The 5,651-nt window shown below is 44.7% G+C and carries 6 protein-coding genes and 1 pseudogene; 4 read left to right on the top strand and 3 right to left on the bottom strand.

What is annotated here, in order from left to right; all coding sequences use genetic code 11:
- A pseudogene (locus B4J23_RS14375) lies at window positions 1-149 on the top strand (class I SAM-dependent methyltransferase); the annotation flags it as partial.
- A 51-nt stretch (window positions 150-200) separates the two neighbouring features.
- Here B4J23_RS14375 and B4J23_RS12765 read toward each other — a convergent pair.
- Window positions 201-1,010, bottom strand: coding sequence for a cytochrome C assembly family protein (locus B4J23_RS12765; protein WP_004783358.1), 810 nt, complete (start codon window positions 1,008-1,010; stop codon window positions 201-203).
- A gap of 138 nt (window positions 1,011-1,148) precedes the next feature.
- On the opposite strand from B4J23_RS12765, the gene ffh reads away from it, so the two are divergent.
- From ffh to B4J23_RS12780, 3 genes are all read left to right on the top strand, one after another.
- A complete protein-coding gene (gene ffh, locus B4J23_RS12770; protein WP_261634989.1) occupies window positions 1,149-2,555 on the top strand; it encodes a signal recognition particle protein in 1,407 nt (468 codons plus the stop codon).
- Window positions 2,556-2,714: 159 nt separating this feature from the next.
- Window positions 2,715-3,290: an RBBP9/YdeN family alpha/beta hydrolase gene (locus tag B4J23_RS12775; protein ID WP_179992862.1), complete on the top strand. Its 576-nt coding sequence runs from the start codon at window positions 2,715-2,717 to the stop codon at window positions 3,288-3,290.
- Window positions 3,291-3,423: 133 nt separating this feature from the next.
- Complete coding sequence (locus B4J23_RS12780; protein WP_291361106.1) at window positions 3,424-4,029, top strand: RBBP9/YdeN family alpha/beta hydrolase; 606 nt, start codon at window positions 3,424-3,426, stop codon at window positions 4,027-4,029.
- Here B4J23_RS12780 and B4J23_RS12785 read toward each other — a convergent pair.
- The gene (locus B4J23_RS12785) at window positions 3,983-4,723 is read right to left on the bottom strand and encodes a type III pantothenate kinase (protein ID WP_291361108.1); all 741 of its coding nucleotides are present in this window, start codon (window positions 4,721-4,723) and stop codon (window positions 3,983-3,985) included. The genes B4J23_RS12780 and B4J23_RS12785 overlap by 47 nt on opposite strands.
- Before the next feature lie 14 nt (window positions 4,724-4,737).
- Window positions 4,738-5,493, bottom strand: coding sequence for a biotin--[acetyl-CoA-carboxylase] ligase (locus B4J23_RS12790; protein ID WP_261634984.1), 756 nt, complete (start codon window positions 5,491-5,493; stop codon window positions 4,738-4,740).
- Window positions 5,494-5,651: the final 158 nt, after the last annotated feature.

Consider the following 5,651-nt stretch of genomic DNA (forward strand, 5'->3'; position numbering starts at 1 on the left):
CAGCCACCACGGCACTCGGACATAATCCGCTGAATGTACTGGCAGATGCCTTATTGCCAGAATGGGAAGATCCGGAATTGCCCCGGGTAGTAAGTTGGCCGCTATCGCTACGAGTAGGAAGGGTAAATCCAGATAAAGAGGATAATTAAATAAAAAACCCAGTCTTAACTGGGCTTTTATAATATTGAAGATCAATCAGCTTATTTGTTTAACAGCATTTCCAGCACAAATTTGGAGCCGATAAAACCGAGCGCCAGCAGGCCAAACCCAAGCAGGGTAAAACGAACTGCTTTCTGACCACGCCAGCCAAATTTCCAGTGTCCAATCAATAATGCACCATAAACCAGCCAAGACACAATGCTAAAGGCGGTCTTATGGGCCAGATGTTGGGCGAAGAAATTATCAATGGTAAAGAATCCGAAACCCAATGCCAGTGTCAGTAAAATGAAACCAGTCATCAGCATATCGAACAATAAAGATTCCATATCCTGATAGGAGGGCAACAGATTCACCCAAACCCGACGTTTCTGTTTTTTCTTCAGTTCACGGTCCTGAAAACGTAAAATCACGGCCTGAATCGTCGCCATCAATAACACAGCGTAAGCGGATAGGGACAAGATAATATGAATATCCAGGCCTAGAGAATTCTGTGCAATGACTTTCGCTGGCTGGGTGAAACTGAAACCGAGAATTAGGCCGGTTGCAGCGACGGGGATACCAATCAGGTTTAAAGCAATAATCGGCCGATAGGTACTGTAAATGATACTTAGCAGCAGCATTAGCCCTGACGTAAAGGAAAGTAAGGCGAATACATCATAATTCATTCCCATCGGGGTATACATGTCACCTGATAAAACCAAAGCATGGAGTACCAGTCCAACTAAAGCTGTTAAGCCGACAAACCATTGATTTGGAGTACGTTTAGTCATTAAATGAATGAACAGATACCAAAAAGAGGAGGTATAAGCGATTAATGCTAAGATCGTGTAAACCAAGGGTAGGCTAAGCATGTCAAACCTTTTTAAGGGTGATGAATATTCATTTATATAAATTCAGTGCGAACTACAGTATCCTATAGCATTCTATGCATAAATTTTCTATTTTAAGAAACAATTTTTTGCTACTGGCTATTTTAAGCGGATTTTGCAATGTTTGATACCTTAACAGAACGACTCACGCAGAGTTTAAGAAATGTTACTGGCTCAGGGCAGCTAACCGAAGACAATATTAAAGATACGTTACGTGAAGTACGTATGGCACTTCTTGAAGCCGACGTTGCGTTACCTGTAACTCGTGAATTTATCGCGAAAGTTAAGGAAGAAGCATTAGGCCAGGAAGTGATGACTCAGTTATCACCAGGGCAGGCTTTCGTCAAAATCGTCTATGATGAATTGACCAAAATGATGGGCGAGGCCAATGAAAGCCTTGACCTTGCAGCAAAACCACCGGTGGTGGTACTGCTTGCCGGTTTGCAGGGTGCGGGTAAAACCACGACTGCAGCCAAACTTGCGCGCTTCCTGCAAGAGCGTCAAAAGAAAAAAGTAGCTATGGTGTCTGCCGACGTTTATCGTCCGGCTGCGATCAAGCAGTTACAGACAGTGGCTGGCGAAGTTGGCGCGATTTTCCTTGAATCGAGTGCTGCTGAAAAACCAATCAGCATCGTTAATCGTGCAATTGAACAGGCAAAAATCCAGTTTGCCGATGTACTGATTGTCGATACCGCAGGTCGTCTGCATATCGATGACGATATGATGGAAGAGATTAAAGAGCTGCATGCAGCGATTAATCCGACTGAAACCCTATTCGTGGTTGATGCCATGACCGGTCAGGATGCGGCAAATACGGCCAAAGCATTTAACGATGCGCTTCCTTTGACGGGTGTGATCCTGACCAAAACCGATGGTGATGCGCGTGGTGGTGCAGCACTGTCTGTTCGTGCGATTACTGGCAAGCCAATCAAGTTCCTCGGTATGGGCGAAAAACTGGATGCGCTTGAGCCATTCCATCCGGAACGTGTGGCACAGCGTATTCTGGGCATGGGTGACGTGCTTTCTTTGGTCGAAGAAGTTGAACGCAAAATCGACAAAGAAAAAGCCGAGAAAATGGCGAAGAAATTGCAGAAAGGTGGTAGCTTCAACTTTGAAGATATGCTGATGCAATTCGAGCAGATGAACAAGATGGGCGGCATGATGGGCTTCCTGGACAAACTTCCAGGCATGAGCAATTCTGGTATTCAAGATGCGATTGCGCAGGCGAATCCTGAAAAGCAAGTGAAGAAAATGGAAGCAATTATCCAGTCGATGACCATCAAGGAACGTCGTAACCCTGACCTGATGAATCCAAGCCGTAAAAAGCGTATTGCGGCAGGTTGCGGTATGGAAGTTTCAGAAGTCAACAAGCTGATCAAACAGCATGCGCAAATGGCGAAGATGATGAAGAAATTTGCTAATCCGTCGGGTATGGCAAAAATGATGAAATCACTGAGCGGTCTGCAAAAACAGTTTGGTGGTGGCGGTGGTATGGGTCCACTGTTCGGCGGAAACGACAAAAAATAAATGTTTTAAGTAAGAAAGGCGCGTATAGCGCCTTTTTTATTATCTGTATTTTCTTTTATATCCAGTTTAAACAAAACAACATTTGCTTACCCAAATTTCTAGAAAAATCAGGCAGACTCGAAAACATTCGAAATAAAATAATATAGAAGGATGTATCTAATGACTCAAGTGATTGTGGTGCATGGCTATACCGCAAGTCCTGAAGAAAACTGGTTTCCATGGATTCAGGAAAAAGCCCAGCAGGAACATGTCAGCTTGAAAGTACTCAGACTTGACCCGTCAACTACGCCAAAATTAGAGGTCTGGGAACAGCAAATGCGTGAACAGATTGACGGGATTGACGAAAACAGTATTTTTATTGCACATAGCTTGGGATGTCTGGCTGCATTACATTATTTAAGTCGCGAATTAAAAAATCAGAGAATTAAACAACTGGTATTAGTGGCCGGTTTCAATGGCAGACTGGGACGTCTGGAAGAAGTTAATCCGTTCATTGACGCTGCTGAAGTAGATTTTGATTTACTAAAACGTCAGATTGATGAACGTGTAGTGATTTATTCGGAAGGTGATGATCGGGTTCAGCCTGACTTCAGTCTGGAGCAAGCGGAAAGTCTGGATGCAATCGTAGTCTGTGCCGAACATCAAGGGCATTTCATTAATTCGCAGGGTTGTACTGAACTGCCGGAAGTCTGGCGAGTGATTCAGCCTTATCTGATCCAATCTTCAACTAAATAGGGAGGATGATGAACAGATTGGTTCAATGATGACAGGATGAAGTTGAATAAGGAATATTGAATTTCATCCGCTAATAATTAAAAACTTAACTTTTGTCGGAGCATTTTGCTCTCAATATAATAAGTACAATGCTATGAAAAATATAACGAAGAAAGTCTATATCGTGCCTGACTATCAGGCGACCTCAAATGACCACTGGTATCCGTGGTTAAGCCGGCAGATCAAAGACGCCGGGTTCGAGGCCAAACGGATCATGCTGGCCAATCCTTTTCAACCTGATCTAGAAGAATGGCAGCACAACCTGAAACTACAGATTCCGTACCTGGATGAGCATAGTTTCATTGTTGCGCATGGCTTGGGTGGCTTAAGTACTCTAAAGTTTCTCGAAGAACACTATAACCGTACACAATTGAAAATTGGCGGGCTCATGTTAGTCGCAGCTTTTGATACACCACTGGTGGCCTGGTCGGAACTAAACAAAATGGTGCAGGCAGTAAAGTTAGATCTGAACAATTTATCACATGGCGCCAAACGTTTTGTAATGCTGCTTTCCAGCAATGATCCTTATGTGCCTGCACCGATTTCGTTGCGTTTGGGCCATAGCCTGAATGCACAGATTTTTGAAATCAAAAATGCAGGGCATTTTAACAAGCTGGATGGTTATACAGATTTTTCAAAGTTGCTCGAGCTGCTCAAACTGTGTCTGGCAAATGATCTGCAAAATGCTGCAGGCCTTTAAGCAATAAGTCTGGTTCAATAATAGGCTGAAACCGTTCGAGATGCTGTGCAAAGAGTGCAGCATCTCCACCGGTCAGGATCAGCTGTGCCGGAAAATCTTGCAGTACTTTTTCAATGGTACTGAGCAGACCGAATAAAATGCCATGATGTACGGCATCAATGGTATTGCGGCCAGGACTGAGTTCCTCGAAAGCTGCATCCGGGATTTTAATACCTTTGGTATTCTGGATCAGGGAGTCGCGCTGTAAATACAGATTCGGCAGGATATAACCACCGAGATGTTTCTGACCTTGGGCTAGATCAATGGTCAGGGCAGTCCCACAACTGATGACACAGTAATTTTTCTCAGTTGACTTGGCAACGGCCAGCACCTGCAACCAGCGATCGATCCCAAGCTGGGAAGGATCATCATAGCCACAGATCAAACCGGCATAGCGTGCCTGTACCTTGGCAAAAACTACAGGAATGTTCAGGCAGGTCAGAATCGATTGAATTCGGGTATTATTTGCTTTGCCCAGCACGGAAGAAATTCCGACCTGATGCAAGCCCAAACTCTTAAAATGCTGAATCAGACCAAGAAGTAAGTCGGCAGGGGATTGCAAATGCATTTCCGCAGCATGTTCAATGATCTGGTTCTGCTCCGTAATCCAGTACTTGAGTCGTGTATTGCCGATATCCAACCATAATTTTTTCATTGAGTTATGCCTGTTCAGCCGCCGTTTTTAAGGCGGAGTTGCCCCTGATAAAATGTCTGCGTACCTGCATTCGTTTCGATAATGACCGCACCATCGTCCTGAATGCCAAGGAAAGTTCCGGAATATTGACCCTGAATATCAGTAAATTCAACTGATTGTTGGAAAAATGCAGCATATTGGTTAAACCGTGCTGGCAGATTCTGACTGCCATAATTAAACCATTCCCCCGCTTGCTGAATAGCCAGATACAACTCGGCAATCAGATCTACACGTGAAGCATGTGGTAGTCCCAATTCAGTCAGAGAAGTCACCTGCTGGTCTGGAATGCTTTCCGTGAGTGGGCTGACATTGATCCCGACACCGACTACGACCTGTTGAGTCGAAATCGGTTCAATCAGAATGCCGCCCCATTTCCCTTGCAGGCCGTACAGGTCATTGGGCCATTTTACCTGCAAGTCCAGGCCTTTTAGACTTGGCATTTGCAGGATATTTAATGCAATTTCCAGCGCCAGACGACCATCGATTGCTTTTTGTGTATGCAGCAATGTGCTTAAATAGATGTTTCCCTCAGGAGAAATCCACTGACGTTGACGCTGTCCACGTCCCTGGGTTTGCACGCGGCTACACACCAGTACCTGTTGTACCCCTTTGGTTGCCAGTTCCCGGACATCGTCATTGGTCGATGTGGTAATGGGCTTGATCAGCAACACTTCAGGAAGCTGGCCTGCTTGACTTAAACGTTGCTGCAGTTCGCGAGTTTCTACATCCATTTGAATCTAAACGTGGTAAATGTCGTTATGGAGTTAATCATATATTTATTGATTGGTGCAATTGCAGGATTTGCCGCAGGCCTGTTTGGCGTGGGTGGTGGCCTGATTATCGTGCCAATCCTGTACATTGTTTTTACCCAGCTCCAGTACGATCCAAG

Source organism: Acinetobacter sp. UBA3025, assembly GCF_002367915.1.
GTDB lineage: Bacteria > Pseudomonadota > Gammaproteobacteria > Pseudomonadales > Moraxellaceae > Acinetobacter.

Coding starts and splice junctions, on each gene's coding strand:
- B4J23_RS12785 (WP_291361108.1), bottom strand. CDS start 4,723: ATGAAAAAATTATGGTTGGATATCGGCAATACACGACTCAAGTACTGG.
- ffh (WP_261634989.1), top strand. CDS start 1,149: ATGTTTGATACCTTAACAGAACGACTCACGCAGAGTTTAAGAAATGTT.
- B4J23_RS12790 (WP_261634984.1), bottom strand. CDS start 5,493: ATGGATGTAGAAACTCGCGAACTGCAGCAACGTTTAAGTCAAGCAGGC.
- B4J23_RS12780 (WP_291361106.1), top strand. CDS start 3,424: ATGAAAAATATAACGAAGAAAGTCTATATCGTGCCTGACTATCAGGCG.
- B4J23_RS12775 (WP_179992862.1), top strand. CDS start 2,715: ATGACTCAAGTGATTGTGGTGCATGGCTATACCGCAAGTCCTGAAGAA.
- B4J23_RS12765 (WP_004783358.1), bottom strand. CDS start 1,010: ATGCTTAGCCTACCCTTGGTTTACACGATCTTAGCATTAATCGCTTAT.